This window comes from Streptomyces sp. NPDC053069, assembly GCF_044546895.1.
Taxonomy (GTDB): Bacteria; Actinomycetota; Actinomycetes; order Streptomycetales; family Streptomycetaceae; genus Streptomyces.
On the sequence record NZ_JBITZN010000006.1, the window covers coordinates 63,794 to 85,715 of the forward strand.

20 protein-coding genes and 1 other RNA gene are annotated in these 21,922 nt (G+C 70.6%); 16 read left to right on the plus strand and 5 right to left on the minus strand.

The window, feature by feature from the left end; all coding sequences use genetic code 11:
* Positions 1-279: 279 nt before the first annotated feature.
* Positions 280-1,212: a hypothetical protein gene (locus tag ACIGXP_RS15385; RefSeq protein WP_399768523.1), complete on the plus strand. Its 933-nt coding sequence runs from the start codon at positions 280-282 to the stop codon at positions 1,210-1,212.
* Between the two features lie 105 nt (positions 1,213-1,317).
* Here the strand turns inward: ACIGXP_RS15385 and ACIGXP_RS15390 are convergent, their stop codons facing one another.
* Positions 1,318-1,509: a hypothetical protein gene (locus ACIGXP_RS15390; protein WP_363213873.1), complete on the minus strand. Its 192-nt coding sequence runs from the start codon at positions 1,507-1,509 to the stop codon at positions 1,318-1,320.
* Between the two features lie 236 nt (positions 1,510-1,745).
* Between ACIGXP_RS15390 and ftsE the strand changes: the two genes are divergently transcribed.
* The 5 genes from ftsE to ssrA all read left to right on the plus strand — a co-directional run bounded on the left by ftsE (position 1,746) and on the right by ssrA (position 5,738).
* A complete protein-coding gene (ftsE, locus tag ACIGXP_RS15395; RefSeq protein ID WP_363213874.1) occupies positions 1,746-2,435 on the plus strand; it encodes a cell division ATP-binding protein FtsE in 690 nt (229 codons plus the stop codon).
* A gap of 34 nt (positions 2,436-2,469) precedes the next feature.
* The gene (gene ftsX, locus ACIGXP_RS15400; RefSeq protein ID WP_363213875.1) at positions 2,470-3,390 is read left to right on the plus strand and encodes a permease-like cell division protein FtsX; all 921 of its coding nucleotides are present in this window, start codon (positions 2,470-2,472) and stop codon (positions 3,388-3,390) included.
* A 67-nt stretch (positions 3,391-3,457) separates the two neighbouring features.
* The gene (locus tag ACIGXP_RS15405) at positions 3,458-4,642 is read left to right on the plus strand and encodes a S41 family peptidase (protein WP_399768526.1); all 1,185 of its coding nucleotides are present in this window, start codon (positions 3,458-3,460) and stop codon (positions 4,640-4,642) included.
* 69 nt (positions 4,643-4,711) lie between these two features.
* Complete coding sequence (gene smpB, locus ACIGXP_RS15410; protein WP_363213937.1) at positions 4,712-5,254, plus strand: SsrA-binding protein SmpB; 543 nt, start codon at positions 4,712-4,714, stop codon at positions 5,252-5,254.
* A 114-nt stretch (positions 5,255-5,368) separates the two neighbouring features.
* Positions 5,369-5,738: a transfer-messenger RNA gene (gene ssrA / locus ACIGXP_RS15415) on the plus strand.
* Positions 5,739-5,803: 65 nt separating this feature from the next.
* Here ssrA and ACIGXP_RS15420 read toward each other — a convergent pair.
* Positions 5,804-7,018, minus strand: coding sequence for an MFS transporter (locus ACIGXP_RS15420; RefSeq protein WP_399768528.1), 1,215 nt, complete (start codon positions 7,016-7,018; stop codon positions 5,804-5,806).
* A gap of 84 nt (positions 7,019-7,102) precedes the next feature.
* On the opposite strand from ACIGXP_RS15420, the gene ACIGXP_RS15425 reads away from it, so the two are divergent.
* From ACIGXP_RS15425 to ACIGXP_RS15435, 3 genes are all read left to right on the plus strand, one after another.
* Positions 7,103-8,071: a LysR family transcriptional regulator gene (locus ACIGXP_RS15425; RefSeq protein ID WP_399768530.1), complete on the plus strand. Its 969-nt coding sequence runs from the start codon at positions 7,103-7,105 to the stop codon at positions 8,069-8,071.
* Between the two features lie 156 nt (positions 8,072-8,227).
* Positions 8,228-9,607, plus strand: a complete 1,380-nt coding sequence (locus tag ACIGXP_RS15430) for a nitrate/nitrite transporter (RefSeq protein WP_363213879.1) — start codon at positions 8,228-8,230, stop codon at positions 9,605-9,607.
* Between the two features lie 87 nt (positions 9,608-9,694).
* Positions 9,695-10,846 carry a uroporphyrinogen-III synthase gene (locus ACIGXP_RS15435; protein ID WP_363213880.1) on the plus strand — a complete coding sequence of 384 codons (1,152 nt, stop codon included), beginning with the start codon at positions 9,695-9,697 and terminating at the stop codon, positions 10,844-10,846.
* Positions 10,847-10,858: 12 nt separating this feature from the next.
* On the opposite strand, the gene ACIGXP_RS15440 is transcribed toward ACIGXP_RS15435, so the two are convergent.
* Positions 10,859-11,383, minus strand: a complete 525-nt coding sequence (locus ACIGXP_RS15440; protein ID WP_363213881.1) for a GNAT family N-acetyltransferase — start codon at positions 11,381-11,383, stop codon at positions 10,859-10,861.
* Positions 11,384-11,701: 318 nt separating this feature from the next.
* Here ACIGXP_RS15440 and ACIGXP_RS15445 point away from each other — a divergent pair, with 318 nt between their 5' ends.
* On the plus strand, positions 11,702-12,259 hold the full coding sequence (locus ACIGXP_RS15445; RefSeq protein ID WP_363213882.1) for a helix-turn-helix transcriptional regulator: 558 nt from the start codon (positions 11,702-11,704) through the stop codon (positions 12,257-12,259).
* Here the strand turns inward: ACIGXP_RS15445 and ACIGXP_RS15450 are convergent.
* Positions 12,210-12,749: a peptidoglycan-binding protein gene (locus tag ACIGXP_RS15450; RefSeq protein ID WP_363213883.1), complete on the minus strand. Its 540-nt coding sequence runs from the start codon at positions 12,747-12,749 to the stop codon at positions 12,210-12,212. The genes ACIGXP_RS15445 and ACIGXP_RS15450 overlap by 50 nt on opposite strands.
* Before the next feature lie 317 nt (positions 12,750-13,066).
* Here ACIGXP_RS15450 and ACIGXP_RS15455 point away from each other — a divergent pair, with 317 nt between their 5' ends.
* The 6 genes from ACIGXP_RS15455 to ACIGXP_RS15480 all read left to right on the plus strand — a co-directional run bounded on the left by ACIGXP_RS15455 (position 13,067) and on the right by ACIGXP_RS15480 (position 20,125).
* Entirely contained in the window at positions 13,067-13,660 is a 594-nt protein-coding gene (locus ACIGXP_RS15455) for a CGNR zinc finger domain-containing protein (protein WP_399768534.1), read from the plus strand.
* Between the two features lie 218 nt (positions 13,661-13,878).
* Positions 13,879-14,463: a sigma-70 family RNA polymerase sigma factor gene (locus tag ACIGXP_RS15460; RefSeq protein WP_030167252.1), complete on the plus strand. Its 585-nt coding sequence runs from the start codon at positions 13,879-13,881 to the stop codon at positions 14,461-14,463.
* Positions 14,464-14,513: 50 nt separating this feature from the next.
* A complete protein-coding gene (locus ACIGXP_RS15465) occupies positions 14,514-15,296 on the plus strand; it encodes a zf-HC2 domain-containing protein (protein ID WP_363213885.1) in 783 nt (260 codons plus the stop codon).
* A gap of 60 nt (positions 15,297-15,356) precedes the next feature.
* A complete protein-coding gene (locus ACIGXP_RS15470) occupies positions 15,357-17,708 on the plus strand; it encodes a UvrD-helicase domain-containing protein (protein ID WP_363213886.1) in 2,352 nt (783 codons plus the stop codon).
* 388 nt (positions 17,709-18,096) lie between these two features.
* Positions 18,097-19,512, plus strand: a complete 1,416-nt coding sequence (locus ACIGXP_RS15475) for an NAD-dependent malic enzyme (RefSeq protein WP_363213887.1) — start codon at positions 18,097-18,099, stop codon at positions 19,510-19,512.
* A 331-nt stretch (positions 19,513-19,843) separates the two neighbouring features.
* Positions 19,844-20,125 (plus strand): HU family DNA-binding protein, encoded by a 282-nt coding sequence (locus ACIGXP_RS15480; RefSeq protein ID WP_023550134.1) that lies wholly within the window; start codon positions 19,844-19,846, stop codon positions 20,123-20,125.
* A gap of 192 nt (positions 20,126-20,317) precedes the next feature.
* Here ACIGXP_RS15480 and murA read toward each other — a convergent pair whose 3' ends face one another.
* Positions 20,318-21,658 (minus strand): UDP-N-acetylglucosamine 1-carboxyvinyltransferase, encoded by a 1,341-nt coding sequence (gene murA, locus ACIGXP_RS15485; protein ID WP_031159434.1) that lies wholly within the window; start codon positions 21,656-21,658, stop codon positions 20,318-20,320.
* Positions 21,659-21,922 lie beyond the last annotated feature (264 nt).

A 21,922-nucleotide genomic window follows, 5' to 3' on the forward strand; every position in this document is an offset into this window, starting at 1 on the left:
CAACTGCCGCCCCAGAGGCGGCAGTTGTCTTTTGTCTGGGTTTTACATCACACTCACAGGTTTCAACTCGCCCCAAACGCCACCCCAACGGACATTGCGCCCGCAACGCCCTTGACGTTGCTTTGAAAAATCGGAAGGGTGAGGCGCGGCATGCGTACATCTGGGGCGCATGTGAACCGGGGGATCAAGACGCGTACTTCGTCGCCAGCTGCCTCCGTCGATCACGGCACGCCCCACGCGCGGCCTCATTGACGAACAGCTACTGGGGGTAGCAACCATATGACGAAGAAGACGCGGATCCGGGTCGCGCGGATAGCCGCGGGCGCCGTGATCGCGGCCGGTGCGTCACTGACCGCAGCCGGTGCGGCTTCCGCCCTGGACCTCGATGTCCAGGCGGGCCCGATCAGCCTGGGCGCGCACACGAACGTGGGGGGTGACGACGGCGGCACCGACGGTGGCACCACCGACGGCGGCTGCCCGATCGCCGTCTGCACCACGGACGGTGGCACGACCGACGGTGGCACCACCGACGGCGGCACCACGGACGGCGGCACGACCGACGGTGGCACCACTGACGGCGGCACCACCGACGGTGGCACCACGGACGGCGGCACGACCGACGGTGGCACCACGGACGGTGGCACGACCGACGGTGGCACCGTCACCATCGGTGGCACCACCGACGGTGGTACGACCGACGGCGGCACCACGGACGGCGGTACCGGCAACAACGGCGGTACGACCGACGGTGGCACCGGCAACAACGGTGGCACCGGCAACAACGGCGGTACCGGCAACAACGGCGGTACGACCGACGGCGGTACCGGCAACAACGGTGGCACCGGCAACAACGGCGGTACGACCGACGGTGGCACCGGCAACAACGGCGGCACCGGCAACACGGGCGGTACCGGCACCTCCGGTGGCACGGGTGGCGGCCACGGTACCGGTGGCGGTTCCAGCACCGGCGGCAACCACGACACCCCGCAGGGCGGCAACAACAACGCCTCGCAGGAGGAGGGCTCCTCGGAGCTCACCGACACCGGCTCCGACACCCAGGCCCAGGGCAAGGGCAGCGGCAAGCAGCTCGCCGAAACCGGTGCCGGTCAGACCGCGTTCCTGGTCATCGGTGCCGCGACGATGATCGCCGGCGGCGTCGGCTTCCGCGTCCTGCCGCGTCTGGTGAACGGCCGTGGCGGCGCTGCGGCCTGATCGTGACCCCACGGTCACGCTGCGCACGCATCGCGCATGCTGAAGGGCCCGGAGCTCGGCGCTCCGGGCCCTGACGCTGTTCTCAGAGTTTTCTCACGCGTTGTCTCACGCGGTCTGGTGCGCCAGCAGCGCCACCGCGGCGATCAGCACCGCCAGCAGCGCGACCAGCGCCATCGGGTTCACCCCGCCCAGAAAACCCTCTTGCTGCAGTCGCTCGCGGTTGGCACGGCACACCGGGCACCGGCCCTCGCTCACGGGCGCCGCGCAGTTCGCGCACACCAACCGGTCGTACGTCATGCGCTCGCCCTCCTTGCACCGGCCATCGCTCGTACAACGCTCACGGGAACCAGAACGTTCCCCCTCCACTGTGCCAGGTTCGCGGAGTGCATGCGCGGGGCCTTGGGGAGCCGGGCAAGGACAGGACACGGTACAAAAACGTACAAGCCTTACCCAACCTCGTCCTGCGACTGCACTTGCACACCCGGTTCGCGTATGGTCACGCTCATCTACCCCCGGCGACCCGTGGTGCATCCGTGATCCGATTCGACAACGTCTCCAAGGTCTACCCCAAGCAGACCCGCCCCGCACTCAGGGATGTCTCCCTGGAGGTGGAGAAGGGCGAGTTCGTGTTCCTCGTGGGGTCCTCCGGCTCCGGAAAGTCCACCTTCCTGCGGCTGCTCCTCCGCGAGGAGCGGTGCAGTCACGGCCAGGTGCATGTGCTGGGCAAGGACCTCGCGCGCCTCTCCAACTGGAAGGTGCCGCAGATGCGCCGCCAGCTGGGGACGGTGTTCCAGGACTTCCGGCTCCTGCCGAACAAGACCGTCGCGGAGAACGTGGCCTTCGCCCAGGAGGTCATCGGCAAGTCCCGCGGCGAGATCCGCAAGTCCGTGCCGCAGGTGCTCGATCTCGTCGGGCTCGGCGGCAAGGAGGACCGGATGCCGGGCGAGCTGTCCGGTGGTGAGCAGCAGCGCGTGGCCATCGCGCGGGCCTTCGTCAACCGGCCCAAGCTGCTGATCGCCGACGAGCCCACCGGCAACCTCGACCCGCAGACCTCCGTCGGCATCATGAAGCTGCTCGACCGCATCAACCGGACGGGCACCACGGTCATCATGGCGACGCACGATCAGAACATCGTGGACCAGATGCGCAAGCGCGTCATCGAGCTGGAGAAGGGCCGCCTCGTCCGCGACCAGGCCCGCGGCGTCTACGGCTACCAGCACTAAGCAAGTTCACGACGGAAAGGCTCGACCAGACGCCATGCGCGCCCAGTTCGTCCTGTCGGAGATCGGTGTCGGTCTCCGCCGCAATCTGACGATGACCTTCGCCGTCATCGTCTCCGTCGCCCTCTCCCTGTCCCTCTTCGGCGGCTCGCTGCTGATGAGCGACCAGGTGAGCACCATGAAGGGCTATTGGTACGACAAGGTCAACGTCTCGATCTTCCTGTGCAACAAGCACGACGCCGAATCGGACGTCAACTGCGCCAAGGGCGCGGTCACGGCGGACCAGAAGAAGCAGATCCTCGATGACCTGAACAAGATGACGTCGGTCGTCGAGAAGGTCTCCTACGAGTCGCAGGACCAGGCGTACAAGCACTACAAGGAGCAGTTCGGCAACTCCCCGCTGGCCGGATCGCTCACGCCGGACCAGATGCAGGAGTCGTACCGGATCAAGCTCAAGGACCCGCAGAAGTACCAGGTCATCGCGTCGGCCTTCAACGGACGCGCCGGCGTGCAGTCCGTGCAGGACCAGAAGGGCATCCTGGACAACCTCTTCACGCTGCTGAACCTGATGAACCGGGGCGCGCTCGGCGTGATGGCGCTGATGCTGATCGTCGCCCTGCTGCTGATCGTCAACACCGTGCGTGTCTCGGCGTTCAGCCGCCGGCGTGAGACCGGGATCATGCGGCTGGTCGGCGCCTCGGGCTTCTACATCCAGGCGCCGTTCATCGCCGAGGCCGCGGTCGCCGGGCTCATCGGCGGCGGGCTCGCCTGTGTGGCCCTGGTGGTCGGCCGGTACTTCACGATCGACCACGGCATGGCCCTGTCCCACAAGCTCCAGCTCATCAACTTCGTCGGCTGGGACGCGGTGTTGACCAAGCTGCCGCTGATCCTCGCCACGAGCGTGGTGATGCCGTCGCTGGCGGCGTTCTTCGCGCTGCGCAAGTACCTGAAGGTGTGACGCATGCCAAGAGGGCCGTACGGGCATCCGGCCGTACGGCCCTTCGCGTTGTCCTAGACTCACCGCCATGTCAGGCCGAGAGCTGTGCGGAGACCTGTTCAGCCAGCCCCGTCGCATCCGCCGCGGGGCCGCCCTGACATTGGTTTTCGCCGGCGTTCTGGTCGCCGGCGCCGCCACCGGCTCCTTCCCGGAGACCGGTACCCACGCGCGCAGGGCCGCCTCCGGGCCGGTGCCGTCGGCCACCCGGCACGAGGACGTGCAGAAGGCCGCCGCCGAGGCGATGGCCGACGGCAAGTCCCCGATGGAGGCCGCCGAGCGGGCCGTCAGCCGCAGCGGGGACCGCTGGGGCGCCGTCTACTCCGAAGGCGAGTACCAGGAGTTCCAGGACGCCCTCGACGGCCGGTACACCGGCGTCGGGCTGTGGGCGCGCAGCGACCGGGACGGCCGGATCGAGGTGACCAAGGTGCAGCCCGGCTCGCCCGCCGCCGAGGCGGGGGTCCGCACGGGCGACCGGCTGCGCAGCGTCGACGGCCGCAAGGTCGACGGACGGCCGGTCACCGAGGTCGTCTCCTTACTGCGCGGCGACGCCGACGACGCGGCCGCCGGTACGACCGTCACCCTGGGTCTGGAACGCGGCACGCGTGCGTGGACCGAAAAACTGCGCCGGGCCAGCCTGTCCACCCACTCCGTGACGGTGAGCAGACTGCCCGGCGGGGTCACCGTCATCAAGATCGCCGCGTTCACCAAGGGCACCGGGGACGCCGTCCACGCCGCGGTACGGCAGGTCCCGGCCGACGGCGGGATCGTCCTGGACCTGCGCGGCAACTCCGGCGGACTGGTCACCGAGGCGGTGGAGACCTCTTCCGCGTTCCTCGACGGCGGCCTGGTCGCCACCTACGACGTCGACGGCGCCCCGCGCTCGCTGCACGCCGAGCCCGGCGGCGACACCGCCCGGCCGCTGGTCACCCTGGTCGACGGCGGCACGATGAGCGCGGCCGAGCTGCTCACGGGGGCCCTGCAGGACCGGGGCCGTGCGGTGGTGATCGGCTCGCGCACCTTCGGCAAGGGCTCCATCCAGATGCCGACGAAACTCCCTGACGGCTCGGTGGCCGAGCTGACCGTCGGCCACTACCGCACTCCCTCCGGCCACACCGTCGACGGCCGGGGCATCACCCCGGACCTGGAGGCGCCGCCGGGCGAGTCCCTGCGGCGGGCCCAGACCGTGCTCACGGGCCTGGGCAACCCCTCGTAGCCCCGTGTTAATCGGCTGTACGCATGGCCCCTCCGTAGTGCGAAAATGGTCGGCACTATGAGCAAGGGAATGTACGTACCGAAGGAGTCCCAGCCCAAGCAGGGCGGCGGGGCCGCCAAGGCCAGGGACGGCGAGAAGGGCGGCAAGCGCAAGATCGTCGCCCAGAACAAGAAGGCCCGGCACGACTACGCGATCATCGACACCTACGAGGCCGGGCTCGTGCTCATGGGCACCGAGGTCAAGTCGCTGCGCGAGGGGCGGACCTCGCTGACCGACGGCTTCGTCCAGATCGACCGCGGTGAGGCGTGGCTGCACAACGCCCACATCCCCGAGTATCACCAGGGCAGCTGGACCAACCACTCCGCGCGCCGCAAGCGCAAGCTGCTCCTGCACCGCGAGGAGATCGACAAGCTGGAGTCGAAGTCCCAGGAGACGGGTCACACGATCGTGCCCCTCGCCATCTACTTCAAGGACGGCCGGGCGAAGGCCGAGATCGCCCTCGCACGGGGCAAGAAGGAGTACGACAAGCGGCAGACGCTGCGGGAGAAGCAGGACCGGCGGGAGTCGGACCGGGCGATCGCGGCGGCGAAGCGCAGGCAGCGCGGCATGTAGCCGGCCGGCCGCCGGGGAATAGGCTGGCATCGTCGTGCGTTGGTCACGTACGATGGCAGTGCACTCCACGGAGAGTGCGGCACCCTCCATACGGAGGGATTGAAAAATCAACATGGGGATGATCGGTTTCGACAGCGGCTGTCGAAGCAGGGGAAGCGTGTCGAGGAAGCGGCAATGATCTCGTAAACCATATGTCGCAAAAAATAATCGCCAACACCAAGCGCGATTCCTTCGCCCTCGCTGCCTAAGCAGCGACTTGCGAAGTGTCAGCCCGGGGCTGTTCCCGACCCGGATCCTGGCATCAGCTAGGGAACTAAACCTCTAGACCCGGTCACGGGGTGTAGAGGGAAATCAAACAGTGACTGAGCCCGTCGGAGACTTGTCCGCGTGATCTCCGGGGCCGAGAAAAGCGAAGCGGACTGCACACGGAGAAGCCCTGATTCCGCACCGTTGGACGCGGGTTCGATTCCCGCCATCTCCACCAAGCCCCTCCGGGGGTTCACCCCATGTGGGCAACGGCCCCGTCGCTTTTCAGCGGCGGGGCCGTCGTCATGGGCAGCCGTACCGCTGGGGCTGCACCCGGCCGGCGCCGGTGAGTGTGGCCAACCCGAGGGCGAGGGCAGCGGCGGCCACGGGTACGGCGTACGCGGAGACGGGGGAGAGGTGCTCCGCCGTCCAGCCCCCCGCCGCCGAGCCGCAGGCGATCCCGGTGAGCAGGGCGGTCACCATCAGGCTCATCCCCTCATTGAGCCGGTCGGCCGGGGTCCGCCGCTGCACCAGCGTCATCGCCGTCACCATCGTCGGCGCCGTCGCGATCCCCGCGACCAGCAGCGCGCCCGCCAGCGTCCACAGCGAGCCGGTGAGGCCGGCCGCCGCCCACGGCAGTGTCATCAGTACGGCCATCCCCGTCAGGCAGTGGCTCAGCCGCAGCCCTGTCGGCTTCAGCGCGCCGTACGCCAGACCCGCCGCGCACGACCCCGCCGCCTGCAGGGCGAGCACGGCGCCGGCCGCCGACCGGTGTCCCTGCACGTCGGCGTAGGCGATCGTGACGACCTCCATCGAGCCGAACACCGCGCCGGTCGCGAGGAAGCAGGCCAGCAGCGGCGGGATGCCGGGGCTGCGCAGCGGCGAGGGCGCCTTTGAGCGGGCCCGCGGCGGCGGCTCGGTGGCTCGCTGGGCGGTGAACAGCAGCATGCCGGACAGCAGCAGCACGGCGCCGGTGAGCGTGCCCGCCTCCGGGAAGAACGTGCCGGTGAGGAAGGAGGCCAGCACCGGGCCGAGCATGAAGCACAGTTCGTCGGCGGCCTGCTCGAAGGAGTTGGCGGTGTGCAGCGCGCCGGGCTCGTCGCGCAGCAGGTGGGCCCAGCGGGCGCGGGAGAGGCCGCCGATGTTCGGGGTGGTCGCGGTGAGGGCGTAGGCGGCGAAGAGCGTCCAGTCCGGGGTGTCGTGGCGCACGCACAGCAGCAACGCGAGGCTGCCGAGCACGGACGCGAGCGTGGCCGGTACGGCGATGCGGGCCTGCCCGTGCCGGTCGACGAGCCGGGCGATCCAGGGTCCGGCCAGCGCGGTCACCGCGAGACCGGTCGCGGTGACGGCACCGGCCAGGGCGTACGAGCCCCGCGACCCGGCGATCATCACGACGGCGCTCACGCTGAACATGCCCATGGGCAGCCGGGCGAGGAGGTTGCCGGTGGTGAAGGCGCGGGTGCCGGGGAGGCGGAAGAGGCGGCGGTAGCTGTGGGTGGTGGATATGACCGAGGGCATGGAGCCACCCTCGCCCTCGGTGGATCAAGGGGTCCAACACCTTCTCCGCGCTGATTCACTCACCTGTGTTGTAGGTTCACGGCCATGCCCGCCCACCTGGACCCACGACTCCTGCGCGCCTTCGTCGTCGTCGCGGAGGAGTTGCACTTCACCCGCGCCGCGGCTCGTCTGTACGTCGCCCAGCAGGCGCTCAGCAGGGATGTGCGGCGCCTGGAGCGGGAGTTGGAGGTGGAGCTGTTCTTGCGGACGACCCGGCAGGTGACGCTGACCGCGGACGGTACGCGTCTGCTGCCGCACGCCCGGCGGGTCCTCGCCGCCCAGGACGACCTGCTCGCCGCCTTCGGTCCCGGCCAGTCCCGCCCGCTGCTGGTGGACCTCAACACGCCGGGCCTGGTCACCGGCCGCCGGGTGCTGCACCGGGCCCGTGAACTGGCCCCCGAGTGCGAGCTGCTGGCCCGCTACGAGAGTGGCCTGACCGGAGCCGCCGGCGAACTGCTGGCCGGCCGGCTGGACGCCTCCTTCGGCCGTTTCACCGGCCTGGACCCGGCGCTGCGGTCCGCGCTGGAGCAGCAGCCGGTGCGCTACGAGCCGATGGCCGTCGTACTGCCCGAGGACCATCCGCTGGCCCCCCTCGCCGAAGTGCCCCTGGCCGCGCTGGCCGGCGAGACGGTGTACGCCGGCGCCGGGAACCCGCGCACCCTGGAGTGGACCGACCTGGCGGGACGGCTCTTCGAGGGACGCGGCATCCGGCTCGCCGCACCCCTTCCGCCGGCCTTCGGGGACGAGGAGTTCGAGCGGATCATGGCCAAGACCCGCCACCCCGTGCTGGCGGTGATGGACTTTCCGCCGATGCCCCGCACGGTGCGCCGGGCCCTCGTCGACCCCGTCCCGCTGTCGCCGGTCTCCCTGGTGTGGCGGAAGGGACTGGTCCATCCCGCACTGGACGCGCTGCGCCGGGCGGCGGCCGAGCTGGCACGGGCTCAGGGGTGGCTGCGGCGGCCCGCCGGGAGCTGGATGCCGGCCGCCGATGCGGATGTCATGCACACGACTTGATGACCCTCACCGGGCACGGGGGCGGTGAGTGAGAGCAACGTTCCCTTGCGGTCATTCACAGCCACAGGCAGGAAACGCGCCCTCCCTACCTTCGGGCTGAGTCAGTCGATGGCAGGTCGACGGCAGACCGAGCAGCCGGAGCCCCGTGGAGGCGTGATGACAGCCCCAGCCCCAACAGCCCCAACCCGTCGCAGTGGCCGCTGGATCGAGCGCTGGGACCCGGAGGACGAGGGATTCTGGAAGGCGACCGGGCAGAAGGTCGCCAACCGGAACCTCTGGTTCTCCGTCCTCTCCGAGCACATCGGTTTCTCCGTCTGGGCCCTGTGGTCCGTCCTCGTCCTCTTCATGGGCCCGGCGTACGGTCTCACCCCCGCCGACAAGTTCCTGCTGACCTCGATGGTCACGCTCGTCGGCGCCGTCGTCCGCATCCCCTACACCTTCGCCGTCGCCGTCTTCGGCGGCCGTAACTGGACGATCATCTCGGCGAGCCTGCTGCTGATCCCGACCGTGGCCGCGTTCGTGGTGATGGAGCCGGGAACGTCCTTCACCACCTTCCTCCTCGTCGGCCTGCTGGCCGGCATCGGCGGCGGCAACTTCGCCTCCTCCATGACCAACATCAACGCCTTCTTCCCGCTCAGGAAGAAGGGCTGGGCGCTGGGTCTGAACGCGGGCGGCGGCAACATCGGCGTGCCGGTCATCCAGCTGGTCGCCCTCGCCATCATCGGCGCGAGCGGCGGCCCGCGCGTCCTGCTCGGGATCTACATCCCGCTGATCGTCGTCGCCGCCACGCTCGCCGCCCTCTTCATGGACAACCTGGCGACGGTGAAGAACGACACGGGCGCGGCCAAGGACGCCGCGAAGGACGCCCACACCTGGATCATGTCCTTCCTCTACATCGGCACCTTCGGCTCCTTCATCGGCTACAGCTTCGCCTTCGGCCAGGTCCTGACGAACCAGTTCGGCCGTACGCCCCTGCAGGCCGCCTACCTGACCTTCATCGGCCCGCTGCTCGGCTCCCTGATCCGTCCCGTCGGCGGCTGGCTCGCCGACCGTTACGGCGGTGCTCGCATCACCCTGTGGAACTACGTCGGCATGGCCGCCGCCACCGCCGTGCTGATCGTCGCCAGCATGCAGAAGTCGCTGCCGCTGTTCGTGTCCGTCTTCGTCGTCCTGTTCGTGCTCAGCGGGCTCGGGAACGGGTCGACGTACAAGATGATCCCCGGCATCTTCCAGGCCAAGGCCCTGGCGAAGGGGCTGACGGGAGAGGCCGCCGCAGCCCACGGCCGCCGCCTCTCCGGCGCCTCCATGGGCCTCATCGGCGCCGTCGGAGCGCTCGGCGGAGTCGGCATCAACCTGGCCTTCCGCCAGTCCTTCCTGTCCTACGGCTCCGGCACCGGCGCATTCGTCGCCTTCCTCGCCTTCTACGGCGTCTGCTTCGCGGTGACGTGGGCCGTATACCTTCGCCGCCCGGCCGGGCAGGAACAGACGGAGCCCACAGCTGAGGCAAAGCAGCAGCTCAGCTACGTGGAAGTGTGACGTAACACCGGTGACATCAAGCCGAACCGAGCCTGTCACGCGCCGTTGACAGGCTCGATTCGCGCGCCGGTCAGCTAGGAGAGCCCCATGTACGACGTAGAGCAGCATTCCGAGCACGGTCCGCTCGCGGGATTCACCGTGGGCGTCACCGCCGCGCGCCGTGCCGACGAGCTGGGCGCCCTGCTCCAGCGGCGCGGTGCCGCGGTCCTGCACGCCCCCGCCCTGCGTATCGTGCCGCTGGCCGACGACGGCGAACTCCTCGCCGCCACCAAGGAGATCATCGACCAGGTGCCGGACGTGGTCGTGGCCACCACGGCGATCGGCTTCCGGGGCTGGATCGAGGCCGCCGACGGCTGGGGCCTGGGCGAGCAGCTGCTCGGACGGCTGCGCGGCGCGGAGCTGCTGGCCCGGGGACCCAAGGTCAAGGGAGCGATCCGGGCGGTCGGCCTGACCGAGGAGTGGTCCCCGTGCTCGGAGTCCCTGGCCGAGGTCCTGGACCGCCTGCTGGCGGAGGGCGTCGACGGCCGCCGCATAGCCGTACAGCTGCACGGCGAACCGCTCCCGGGCTTCGTCGAGTCCCTCCGGGCCGGCGGAGCGGAGGTCGTCCCGGTCCCGGTGTACCGGTGGATGCCCCCGGAGGACATCACGCCGCTGGACCGGCTCCTGGACGCGGCCGTGTCCCGGTCCCTGGACGCGCTCACGTTCACGAGCGCCCCCGCGGCGGCGTCCCTGCTGGAGCGGGCGGAGACCCGAGGCCTCCTGCCGGACCTGCTGTCGGCGCTCGCCCACGACGTCCTGCCGGCCTGCGTGGGCCCGGTGACCGCCCTTCCGCTCCAGGCGCAGGGCGTGGACACGATCCAGCCGGGACGCTTCCGCCTGGGCCCCCTCGTCCAGCTCCTGTGCCAGGAACTCCCGGCCCGCGCCCGCGCCCTGCCGATCGCCGGCCACCGGGTGGAGATCCGCGGCCACGCGGTCCTGGTCGACGGCGCCCTGAAGCCGGTCCCGCCGGCCGGCATGTCCCTGCTCCGGGCCCTGTCCCGCCGCCCCGGCTGGGTCGTCCCCCGGGCGGACCTCCTGCGCGCACTGCCGGGCGCGGGCCGCGACGAACACGCCGTGGAAACGGCGATGGCCCGTCTCCGCACGGCGCTGGGGGCGCCCAAGCTGATCCAGACGGTGGTCAAGCGCGGGTACCGGCTGGCGCTGGACCCCGCCACGGACGCGAAGTACGCGGACGCGTGAGCCGGAGCCCGGTCACCTGGGCGGAGTTCCTGGCGTACGCGGCGGAAGCGGCAGGCTGAGCTGGTACCAGGTCCCCGGCCTGCCCCCGACCTCGGACGGGTCGGCCGGTCCGACCGCGAGGAAGCCGGCTTTCGTCAGCACCCTCCGGGACGCGGTGTTCTCCAGGGCCGTGGCCGCCCTGACCGTGTGCAGTCCATGGCGTTCCGCCGCCGGCCGGCACAGTTCCCGGACGGTCGCCGTCGCCACGCCGCGGCCGGTGACGTGCCGGGCGACCCGGTAGCCGAGTTCCGCCGTGCCGTCGGTGATGTCGACCAGGTTGAACCTGCCCAGCACCGAACCGTCCTCGGCGACGAGCACGTGGAAGGCGCAGACGCCGGCCTCCTGCTCCGCCAGCAGGGCGTCGTACCGCTCGGTGAACTGCTCGAAGTACGCGTCACCCCGGTCGGAGACCGAGGCCGCGAAGTAGGCGCGGTTCGCCAGCTCGAAGGCCAGGACCGCCGGGGCGTGGCCGGCGTGCAGCCGCTGCAGCTCGGGCATCGTCCGACTGTACCCACCGAAGTGCCCCCAAGAGGTCCGGCCGCCGTACGACGTTGGGGGGACCGCGGCACAGCAACGGGCCGAGCGGCGAGGGGTCGTGGCCCGTCGCGGGAGGTGCTCGGTTCGCCACTCAGGGCTCTTCCTCCACCGTCCGGGCCTTGCCGCCCCGCCCGGCCGCGCACGTGCGACCTCGGGTGCTCCGGGGTGCCGGGTGTGCGCTCTGCCGGATGTTTTCGGCCGGGCGTCAGGCTGACGCCGGACGGTGGTGGGGAGGCGCCGCACCCGGAGACGGGGCGGCCGGCACTCGGGGGGACGAGGATGACACGCTGGCGGCCCCTGCCGGATTCGCTGCCGAGAGAGTGCCGGCACCTGGTCGGGCAACTGCGCCTGCTGAAGGGCCGTACCGGACTCAGCCTCGCCGAACTGGCCCGGCGGACCGCGTACAGCAAGTCGTCCTGGCAGCGGTATCTCAGCGGGTCCAAACTGCCGCCGAGGGGAGCGGTGCAGGTGCTGTGCCGACTGGCGGGAGCGGATCAGGCGCGGCTGCTGGCGCTGTGGGAGCTGGCCGGACAGGCATGGCCGCAGGGCGCACCGGAGCCCGTGCCGCCGCCGGAGTCCGCAGTGCTGCGAGAGTTCGCGGCGCCGCCGGAAGCCGAAACCGGGACCGGGGGCGAGCCGCAGCCGTGCGGCGCCGGGCACGGGCGGTGGCGGACGGCGGCGCTGGCCGCGTTCGCCGTCGGCGTGCTGCTGGGGGCGGGGCTGCTGTGGGCGCTGCCCCGTAGGGCGGGGGACCGTACGATCGCCCGCCCGCGGGCCGGCCGTGTGCTCAGCCGAGCTTGTCGTAGTACGCGAGCCGCCATGGACCGGAGCCCTTGATCCGCACCCGGTACTTGCCGCCGATCCGCTTGAAGGTGACGTTCCGTGCGTCGCCCTTGTACGTGACGACGCCGCCGGAGGACGGGCCGACGAGCCACCGCTGGGCGAACGCCCAGCTCTGGTCGGTGACGACACCGTCGTCGTCCGAGAGGTGGTAGTGCTCCTGCCACCACTGGGTCGCCGATTCCGTCTCCGGGCCGAACGAGCCGTCGATCTGGCTCTTCTTGAAGCTGTGCCAGTCGCCGTCGTCGTCCTGCCACTGGGCGCCGTCCGCGTACAGGACGGTCTCCCACAGGGCCGTGGCGTTGCTCTGGGCGTAGTCGTCGAGGCCGAGGTCCTCCTCGTCCTGCCAGTCGTCGGTGACGGCGCCGCCGCCGTCGATGCCGTGGTACGAGGCGGCGTTGGCGGTGGGCGCCAGGGCGATGCCGGTGGCTCCGGCGCCCAGCAGCGCGGCCGTCGCCAGCGCGACGATCCGGGTGCGCGTGCTCATGAACGTTTCCTTTCTGGGCCGCCGTCCCCCCGGGTCTTCTCTGGGGCGGCTCGCGGTGCTTTCGCAGGACAAAGACTCGCGGCCGTGAGCGGGGGCGGCGAGGGCCGACGGGGTATCCGGACCGGACGGGGACGACCCGCGCTTCGGGCTGCGCGGTCCCCGCCGGGGACGGGCCGGACGGAGAACCCCGTGGGCCGGGGGACGGTGCGGTGATGGCCGGGTCGTGCCCCGGGCGGTACGAGGGGTTCCGGAGACGTCTGCGGGCAGGCACTGTGAAGAGGAGACCCCACGCTTCCTGCCTAGGCGGTGACAGGCGCATGGCACTGGGTACGGCCACGTCCCCGTACGAACTGCGGTTCGACGCCGGACGGATCTGTCTCGATCTCCTCGCGACCACGCATCCGGTCGAACGGCTGGACGGCGTGGAGGCGTTGTGCGGGTGGATCGGCGGGGCCGGGCTGGTGCCGGAGGGGACGGAGCTCGGTCACGCCGACGCCTCCTGGCTCGTGGGGTTCCGGGAACTACGGGCGCACATCGGGCAGTTGGTGCCCGACTCCCGCGTGCCGGACTCGTCCTCGCAGGCGCGGGCGCTCGGACGGGTCAACGAAGCCGCCCGTCCCGCGCCTCCGGCCCTGCGTGCCGTATGCCGTGAAGGGGGCGGTCTGGTGCGGGAGTTGGCCGACCCGCCGACCTGCGCGGCGCTGCTCGCGCTCGTCGCGCGGGACGCCGTGGAGCTGCTCACCGATCCCGTCGCTCGGGCGGCCGTGCGGGAGTGCGAGGGGGGCAACTGCCCGCTCGTCTACCTGGACACCTCCCGGGGGCGGCGCCGGCGATGGTGCTCCAGTGAGGTCTGCGGCAACCGGGAGCGGGTGGCCCGGCACCGGCGGCGGGCCGCTCTCGCCCGAGCGTGATTTCCGTTACAGCGAGTTTCGGTGGCTGGTACACGGGCATCTCCCGGGAGCCCCCGGCGATGTGTCGGAAATGTAAAGATCAGGCGGTGGGATTATGCGTGCATGTCCCGCTCGTCACGTCACTCCGAAGAAATCTGTCACCTCCGTTTGAACACCGCGCCGCTTCTCTCCGTACGGGTGGGCGAGCGACCGACTGGGGGAACCCCCGGACACCGGAGGTGGGCGTGCGCAAGGATGCGGCCGTGGCCAATGAACGTGGATCGAGGGCCCGACATCGCATGTCCTCACAGCCCTCGGAACCTGACGAGGAGTTGATGCGTGCCCTGTATCGAGAGCACGCCGGACCCTTGCTCGCGTATGTCCTGCGCCTCGTCGCCGGTGACCGGCAGCGCGCCGAGGACGTCGTACAGGAAACGCTCATCCGTGCCTGGAAGAACGCCGGTCAGCTCAATCGGGCGACCGGTTCGGTACGCCCCTGGCTGGTGACGGTCGCACGCCGCATCGTCATCGACGGCCACCGCAGCCGGCAGGCCCGGCCGCAGGAGGTCGATCCGTCGCCGCTGGAGGTCATCCCCGCGGAGGACGAGATCGACAAGGCGCTGTGGCTGATGACGCTGTCGGACGCGCTCGACGACCTGACCCCGGCCCACCGGGAAGTGCTCGTGGAGACGTACTTCAAGGGGCGTACGGTCAATGAGGCGGCCGAGACGCTGGGTATCCCCAGCGGCACGGTGCGCTCTCGGGTGTTCTACGCCCTGCGATCGATGAAGCTGGCACTGGAGGAGCGGGGGGTGACGGCGTGATGAGCAGCGGATACGGGGGGATGCAGGGATTCGGGGCAGGTGGTCCGGGTATGTCTGGGCCTATGAACCCCCCATCGGGATCTTCGGTGCCGAACGAGCACGAGACCGTCGGCGCCTACGCCCTCGGAATTCTCGACGACGCCGAGGCAACCGCTTTTGAAGCGCACCTCGCCGGCTGTGAATGGTGCGCCCAGCAGCTGGACGAGCTGGCCGGGATGGAGCCGATGCTGGCCGCGCTCGCGGATCTGCCGGGCTCCGGCAGCACCCCCGCGATCGGCGACTCGCTGTCCGCCAGGCCCGGCCCGCGGCTGGCGGAGAAGCTGGTCGACGAGGTGGCGGAGAAGCGCGCCCAGAAGCGGCGGCGCTCCTTCTACATGATCGCCGCGGCGGCCGCGCTGATCATCGCCGGGCCGCTGGCCGCGGTGGCGGTCAACAGCGGCTCGGACGGGGGCGGGAGCCAGGTCGCCGCCTCCAGCGCCCAGACCACGTTCTCCGCCATGCCCGACAAGAAGTCGGGCACGGACCCGTCGTCCCAGGTCAGCGCCACCGTCGGCATGGCGCAGAAGGACTGGGGCACCCAGGCGGTCCTGGAGCTGAAGAACGTCAAGGGCCCCCTGAAGTGTTCGCTGGTGCTCGTCGCGAAGAACGGTCAGCGCGTGACCATGTCGTCGTGGTCGGTGCCGGACTGGGGCTACGGCATCCCGAACGGGAAGACCCCGGAGTCCAGGAAACCGCTCTACATCGGCGGTGCGGCGGCCTTCAAGCCGAACGAGATCGACCACTTCGAGGTCGTGACCTTCGAGGGCAAGAAGCTGGTGCAAGTGGACTCGTAGCTTCGACGGGCCCCCTTCGCGTACGGTTGACGGCTGCCCAGCACGTCAGAAGGGGGCCCGGTGGCCGCTCAGGTTCAGCAGTCCGCGGTCGGCTCGGTACACGACGCACACGATTCCGTCCGTGACCGGGAGATCAGCGTCGAACAGGAACACCTGGACCGGGTGTACCGGCGGCTGGAGGAGAAGATCCACGAAGCCGAGTTCCTGATGAACGACGCGGCCAAGCGCGGCCAGGTCGGCACCCCGGGTGCGCTGGCCGAGCGGGACGCGCAGGTCTTCCGGGCCGGCATCCACCTCAACCGGCTCAACAACGAGTTCGAGGACTTCCTCTTCGGGCGGATCGACCTGCTGCTCGGGAAGGACGGGAAGAAGGGACCCGACGGCGCGTACACGGCGGTCGAGCCCGCGGAGGGCGCGGTCCGGCCCGACAACACCGCCGACATCGCCGAGACGCTGCACATCGGCCGCATCGGCGTCCTCGACGAGGACTACTCCCCGCTGGTCATCGACTGGCGGGCACCGGCCGCCGCGCCCTTCTACCGCTCCACCCCGGTCGATCCAGGCCGGGTCGTACGACGCCGGGTCATCCGGTCCAAGGGACGCCGGGTCCTCGGCGTCGAGGACGATCTGATGCGGCCCGAGCTGACCGCCCGCCTCGACGGCCGCGAACTGCCCGTCATCGGCGACGGCGCCCTCATGGCCGCCCTCGGCCAGGCCCGCAGCCACACCATGCGGGACATCGTCTCCTCCATCCAGGCCGAGCAGGATCTCGTGATCCGCGCCCCCGCCGCCTCCATCACCCATGTGGAGGGCGGTCCGGGCACCGGCAAGACCGCCGTCGCCCTGCACCGCGCGGCCTACCTGCTCTACCAGGACCGCAGACGCTACGCGGGCGGCATCCTGATCGTCTCGCCGACCCCGCTGCTCGTGGCCTACACCGAGGGCGTGCTGCCCTCGCTCGGCGAGGAGGGCCAGGTCGCGATCCGTGCGATCGGCTCGCTGGTCGACGGTGCCGAGGCCACCGTGTACGACTCCCCGTCCGTGGCCCGCGCCAAGGGCTCGTACCGCATGCTGAAGGTGCTGCGGAAGGCCGCCCGGGGCGCGCTGGAGCTGGGGCCCACGGCTCCGGTGCGGGACGAGGACGCCGGGCCGCAGACGGTCACCGGGGCACCGGCCCGGCTCCGCGTCGTCGCCTTCGGGCGCCGTCTGGAGCTGGAGGCGCAGGAACTGGAACGGATCCGCCGTACCGCGCTCGGCGGCACCGCGCCCGTCAACCTGCTCCGGCCGCGCGCCCGCAAGCTGCTCCTGGACGCCCTGTGGGCCAGGTCCGGAGCGGCCGCCCGGCACACCGACCCGGAGCTGGCCGCCGAGCTGCGCTCCTCCTTCGACGAGGACGTCACGAGCGAGGACTCCTTCCTCGCCTTCCTCGACGCCTGGTGGCCGGAGCTGACGCCGAGGGCGGTGCTCGCCGCGATGGCCGACGAGAAGCGGCTCGGCCGCTGGGCCCGCCGCATCCTCAACCCCGGCGAGATCCGCAAGGTGGCCCGGTCGCTCCAGCGCGACGGCCTCTCCGTGCACGACATCGCCCTGCTGGACGAGCTGCAGGCGATCCTCGGCGCCCCGGCCCGCCCGAAGAAGCGGCGTGAGCTGGACCCGCTGGACCAGCTCACCGGCCTGGAGGAGCTGATGCCGGTGCGCGAGGAGACCCAGCGGGAGCGGGCCGAGCGGCTCGCGCAGGAGCGCACCGAGTACGCGCACGTCATCGTGGACGAGGCGCAGGACCTCACGCCGATGCAGTGGCGCATGGTCGGCCGCCGTGGCCGGCACGCCACCTGGACGGTCGTCGGCGACCCGGCCCAGTCCTCCTGGTCCGACCCGGACGAGGCGGCCGAGGCCCGCGACGAGGCCCTCGGTACCCGCCCCCGGCGCCGCTTCCAGCTCACCGTGAACTACCGCAACCCGGCCGAGATCGCCGAGCTGGCCGCCAAGGTGCTCGCGCTCGCCATGCCCGGCTCCGAGGCGCCCAGGGCGGTGCGGTCCACCGGGGTCCAGCCGCGCTTCACGGTCGTACCCGAGTCGCTGGGGCGCACCGTGCGGGCCGAGGCCGAGCGGCTGCTGGACCTCGTCGACGGCACGGTCGGCGTGGTCGTCGCCATGAACCGGCGTGAGGAGGCCCGGCGCTGGCTGGCCGGGCTCGGCGACCGGGTGGTGGCGCTCGGCAGCCTGGAGGCCAAGGGCCTGGAGTACGACGCCACGGTGGTCGTGTCCCCGGCCGAGATCGCCGACGAGTCCCCGGCCGGCCTGCGCGTGCTGTACGTGGCGCTGACCCGGGCCACGCAGCAGCTGACGGTGGTCTCGGGGGAGCGGGACGAGCCGGACGCCGCCGGGGTGCCGGATCTGCTGAGGGACTGACTTTTCTGTGAACTCCCCGCGGGGGGAATGGTCCTCGGCATCCGTTTGTTAGCCTGGAGACGGCACCGGCCCGATCCAAGCCCCCGGGCCCAACCTTTGTCCCTGCGAGGGACCACTTGCCGCGAGGCGAGCATGGCGGGTCGGTGTCGTAAGCGTGGGAGGCCCACGTCACGAATGTGACGTGGGCCTCTTTCTTTGCCGCGCACGACCCTTCCCCCGTCTGATCGTTTCTCGTATGGTGGAAGTGATTTTCCGAAACTGCGCGCCTGGCCGTGCGCCTGCTGTGAACAAAACGTCCGCAATGCCGGGCGACTATCACGTACTCACGGGTAGGTGCGACGATCGGACGGCACAACTCGCGACACGGTGAAAGCAGAGGAAGTCGGCCATGGCAACGGCGCCCAGCGTCTCCTACTCGATGACCATCCGGCTGGAGGTGCCCGCGAGCGGAACCGCCGTCTCGCAGCTCACCACCGCCGTGGAGTCCTCCGGAGGCTCGGTGACCGGCCTCGACGTCACCGCGTCCGGGCACGAGAAGCTCCGTATCGACGTCACCATCGCGGCCGCCTCGACCGCGCACGCCGAGGAGATCGTCGAGCAGCTGCGCGGCATCGAGGGCGTCACCCTCGGCAAGGTCTCCGACCGTACGTTCCTGATGCACCTCGGCGGCAAGATCGAGATGGCGTCGAAGCACCCCATCCGCAACCGTGACGACCTCTCCATGGTCTACACGCCCGGTGTGGCCCGCGTCTGCATGGCGATCGCCGAGAACCCCGAGGACGCCCGCCGGCTGACCATCAAGCGCAACTCCGTTGCGGTCGTGACGGACGGCTCCGCCGTGCTCGGCCTCGGCAACATCGGACCCAAGGCGGCCCTGCCCGTCATGGAGGGCAAGGCGGCCCTCTTCAAGCGCTTCGCCGGCATCGACGCCTGGCCGATCTGCCTGGACACCCAGGACAGCGACGCGATCGTGGAGATCGTCAAGGCGATCGCCCCCGGGTTCGCCGGAATCAACCTGGAGGACATCTCCGCGCCCCGCTGCTTCGAGATCGAGGCCCGGCTGCGCGAGGCCCTCGACATCCCCGTCTTCCACGACGACCAGCACGGCACCGCCATCGTCGTCCTCGCCGCCCTGACCAACGCCCTGCGCGTCACCGACAAGGCGATCGAGAACATCCGGGTCGTCATGTCCGGTGCCGGCGCGGCCGGGACGGCCATCCTCAAGCTGCTCATCGCGGCCGGCGTGAAGAACGCCGTCGTCGCCGACATCCACGGTGTCGTGCACGCCCGCCGCGAGGACCTGGTGAACGCCCCCGCCGACTCGCCGCTGCGCTGGATCGCCGACAACACCAACCCCGAGGGCCTCACCGGCACCCTGAAGGAAGCCGTGCGCGGCGCCGACGTGTTCATCGGTGTCTCGGCTCCCAATGTGCTGGACGGCGCCGACGTGGCCGCCATGGCCGACGGTGCGATCGTGTTCGCGCTCGCGAACCCCGACCCCGAGGTGGACCCGGCAATCGCCCGTCAGACGGCGGCCGTTGTGGCCACCGGCCGCTCCGACTTCCCCAACCAGATCAACAACGTGCTGGTCTTCCCGGGCGTCTTCCGCGGCCTGCTGGACGCCCAGTCCCGCACCGTCAACACCGAGATGATGCTCGCCGCCGCGAAGGCCCTGGCCGACGTGGTGACCGAGGACGAGCTGAACCCGAACTACATCATCCCCAGCGTCTTCAACGACAAGGTCGCGGGCGCGGTCGCCGGAGCGGTCCGCGAGGCGGCGAAGGCGGCCGGGGCGACGGTCTAGTCGCCCGGTGAAGGAAAAGCGGCGGCCGGGCGTCGGCCGGGTGACGGCGTACCGTACTGTGCAAGGGCTGTGAGGATCACCACGGCGGCCCCTGCACCGGCGCGTCGTGGAACCAGCTGATGCCGGGCGCGCTCTAGGGTGACGCCGAGCGGGCGCCTTTCGTGTGACTCCCCAGGGTGTTCTCACGACTCCTACGGGTGCCGGATTGGCTTTACCGCCGCAGGTAGGGGCAGGATGCGTCCCTGGGCGCGAGCGCATCGGCATCGCAGTGCCTCGGGCGGATCCGCCGCGTGGCACACCCCAACGGCAAGAAATACACGGGAGTAACAACATGAACCGCAGTGAGCTGGTGGCCGCGCTGGCCGACCGCGCCGAGGTGACCCGCAAGGACGCCGACGCCGTGCTGGCCGCGTTCGCCGAGACCGTCGGCGAGATCGTCGCCAAGGGCGACGAGAAGGTCACCATCCCGGGCTTCCTGACCTTCGAGCGCACCCACCGTGCCGCTCGCACCGCGCGCAACCCGCAGACCGGCGAGCCCATCAACATCCCCGCCGGCTACAGCGTGAAGGTCACCGCGGGCTCCAAGCTCAAGGAAGCGGCCAAGGGCAAGTAAGCGCAAGCGCTCCGCTTCGGGCGCCGGGTCCACCGGAGCGCCGTTCTGCCGGAGCGCCGTGGGTGACTGCGGGCCGCCGGTGGCTGGTCGCGCAGTTCCCCGCGCCCCCCTCGGGGCGCGCCGCAGCCGACGATGTCCAAAGGGCGGCCCCCCTCTTGCCGAGGGGGGCCGCCCTTCAGGCGTGTACGAAGGCTAGCCGAGCGCCTTGCCCGGCAGTTCCACCTTCGCGCCCAGTTCCACGAGCTTCTCCATGAAGTTCTCGTAGCCGCGGTTGATGAGGTCGATGCCGTGGACTCGGGACGTGCCCTCGGCGGCCAGGGCCGCGATCAGGTACGAGAAGCCGCCGCGCAGGTCGGGGATGACCAGGTCGGCACCCTGCAGCTTGGTGGGGCCGGAGACGACCGCGGAGTGCAGGAAGTTGCGCTGGCCGAAGCGGCAGTCGGAGCCGCCCAGGCACTCGCGGTACAGCTGGATGTGGGCGCCCATCTGGTTGAGGGCCGAGGTGAAGCCGAGGCGGGACTCGTAGACCGTCTCGTGGATGATGGACAGGCCCGTGGCCTGCGTGAGCGCCACGACCAGCGGCTGCTGCCAGTCGGTCTGGAAACCGGGGTGGACGTCCGTCTCCAGCGCGATGGACTTCAACTGGCCGCCGGGGTGCCAGAAACGGATGCCCTCGTCGTCGATCTCGAAGGCGCCGCCCACCTTCCGGTAGGTGTTCAGGAACGTCATCATCGAGCGCTGCTGGGCGCCGCGGACGTAGATGTTGCCGTTGGTCGCGAGGGCCGCGGACGCCCAGGAGGCGGCCTCCAGGCGGTCCGACAGGGCGCGGTGGGTGTAGCCGCCGAGCTTGTCCACACCGGTGATGCGGATCGTGCGGTCGGTGTCCATCGCGATGATCGCGCCCATCTTCTGCAGCACGCAGATGAGGTCCTCGATCTCCGGCTCGACGGCCGCGTTGGACAACTCGGTTACGCCCTCGGCGAGTACGGCCGTCAGCAGCACCTGCTCGGTCGCACCGACGGAGGGGTACGGCAGCCGGATCTTCGTTCCGCGCAGCCGCTGCGGCGCCTCCAGGTACTGCCCGTCGGCCCGCTTCTCGATCGTCGCGCCGAACTGCCGCAGCACGTCGAAGTGGAAGTCGATGGGGCGGCCGCCGATGTCACAGCCGCCGAGACCCGGGATGAACGCGTGGCCGAGACGGTGCAGGAGAGGGCCGCAGAAGAGGATCGGGATACGACTCGACCCCGCGTGGGCATCGATGTCAGCCACGTTGGCGCTCTCGACGTGCGTCGGGTCGAGCACCAGCTCGCCGGGCTCGTCGCCCGGACGGACCGTCACCCCGTGCAGCTGGAGCAGGCCGCGGACGACCCGCACGTCACGGATGTCGGGGACGTTGCGCAGTCGGCTCGGCGCGCTGCCCAGCAGGGCGGCGACCATGGCCTTCGGTACGAGGTTCTTCGCACCGCGGACACGGATCTCGCCCTCCAGCGGGGTTCCGCCGTGGACAAGCAGGACATCGTCGTTGACGGTCATGTATCTCGCGTTCCGATGAGTTGGGCAGGGGCCGGCCGATCACTGTGCGCAGGGGCCGGGAAGACAGGGTAATCGCCGATTACCCCCCGTCCGTAAGCCCGAGTACCACCCAGACACGTCATAGCTGTGTCACAACACGAACCGTTTTCTTTCGGGCACATGGGGTCACCGCCCGCGGTGTGCGCCCGGAGTGCTTCCCCGCTCCCTGAGCTGCGTTCACTCCGGCACGCCGATTGGCTCCCCACCGAAGGGGAAGATGCGGGA